The following is a 1669-nucleotide window of genomic DNA, read 5'->3' as shown; positions in this document are numbered from 1 at the left end:
CGCCCCGCCTGCCACGTGGGACGGCGGCCCTTGCGCGCGTCACCGTAGAGTGTGAACTGACTGACCACCAGCAGCGGGGCGCCGACGTCCGAACAGGACCGCTCGTCCGACAGGATCCGCAGCGTCCACAGCTTCTTCGCGAGCTTGCGCGCCTCCGCCTCGGTGTCGGTGTGGGTGACCCCCACCAGCGCCATCAGCCCGGGGCTCGTGATCTCTCCGACCACCTCGCCGTCCACCGTCACCGATGCGTGCGACACCCGCTGCACGACCGCGCGCATGTTCCCTCCTCGTGGCTCCTCGCCGCGGAACCGCTCCCCCGCGGACGGACAGCCCCGACGATACGGCAGACGCGGACCGGAACCGGCCCCGGGCGCGCTTCCCCGGAACCTCAGCGCCTGCGCTGGAACTGGTTGACCAGCCGCATCCGGCGGGCGTTGGTGATGATGCCGGTGAGGGTGACGGCGAACGTCCTGATGGAGTCGGAGAAGTCCTCGATCCGCCACTCGCGCGGTCCCGTGTACCAGGCCAGGCCGTCCCCGGTGAGCTCCTCGTCGGTCAGGTCGGTCAGCGCGGCCGAGGCCAGGATGTTGGCCCAGCGGTCGACGTCGTCGAAGATGACCGCGTACGGCAGGTAACGCGAGTAGATCTCCACCCGCTCCCCCGGTCGTTCCGTCGCCGAACGCTGGCTGAGCAGGTAGTCCCGGAAGCCGATGGTGTGCGCGAGCACCGAGCTGCCCAGGCGGGTCTTGGCGGGCATGTACTGGGCGGCGACGGTGACCGCGGCTCCGGCGATCACCACCGCCAGGCCGATGAACGCCGCCGTGGTGAACATGGCCAACAGCACGGTCAGCAGCACGCCGAGGGCGGTGGTCACCATCCCCGTGGTGCTCCAGCGCCCGCGCACCTGGTTCGGCGAGCGCGCGAACCACCTCAGTCGCACCATGTCCCGGTACAGCTCCTCCCGTACCCGGTCCATGCGTGCGGGGAAGTCCGAGCACACGCGCGCCGTGCCCACCTGGGACAGGCGGACCGTCCGGCGCTCGGCGAAGAGGGCGTCCAGCAGGAGCCACTCGTAGGGGCGGAGGCTGTCGCCGGGCGGCCCGTCCAAGCGCACCAGCCGCCAGTCCACCGACGTGAAGTGCTCGTGCGGCAGCTCCTCCAGCCGGATGTAGCCGCGCACGGCCAGGTCGACGACCGCGCCCGTGAGGTCGGTGATGTCGACGGTCTCGTTGAAGAGGGTCCCGATCTGGCCGGGGTGGACGCCGTCCGGCGGCTCGAACCGCGCCCGTCCGTGCTCTCCGGTGGTCACCGGCGCCTGGTCGCCCCGAGAGGCCTCCTCGCGCAGCGCGCGCTCGTCCCGACCGCGCACGCGGATCAGCACCACCAGTCCGCCCACCAGGACCAGCAGGAGGAGTCCGAACACCCCGGCCGTCCACGGGGTGACCTCGAAGGCCGAGGCCAGCGACCAACGGCGTTCGAGAATCGGCTCTCCCGACGCCGTACCGGGCGGATAGGTGACGGCGATGTCCAGGCGGTCGCTGGGGCGCATGTCGGCCTGGAGGAAGTGCGCGAACACCAGCTCGCTCCCCATGTCCGAGGCGGTGCAGTACAGCGCGCTGCGCGGCTCGCCCGCCAGGCACGACAACCCCTCCGGGGGCATCGGCGCGGT

Annotated in this window: 1 protein-coding gene and 1 pseudogene (1 of these 2 cut by a window edge); both read right to left on the bottom strand. The window is 71.5% G+C overall.

The window, feature by feature from the left end:
* On the bottom strand, positions 1–278 hold a 278-nt coding region (locus tag D471_RS0114265; protein ID WP_017599236.1), incomplete at its 3' end, for a D-aminoacyl-tRNA deacylase.
* Positions 279–388: 110 nt separating this feature from the next.
* Positions 389–1669 (bottom strand): annotated as a pseudogene (locus D471_RS34460) (DUF2207 domain-containing protein); it runs 535 nt beyond the window's last position.

The organism is Nocardiopsis lucentensis DSM 44048 (assembly GCF_000341125.1).
GTDB lineage: Bacteria > Actinomycetota > Actinomycetes > Streptosporangiales > Streptosporangiaceae > Nocardiopsis > Nocardiopsis lucentensis.
This window is presented reverse-complemented; position numbering and strand designations above follow the sequence as displayed.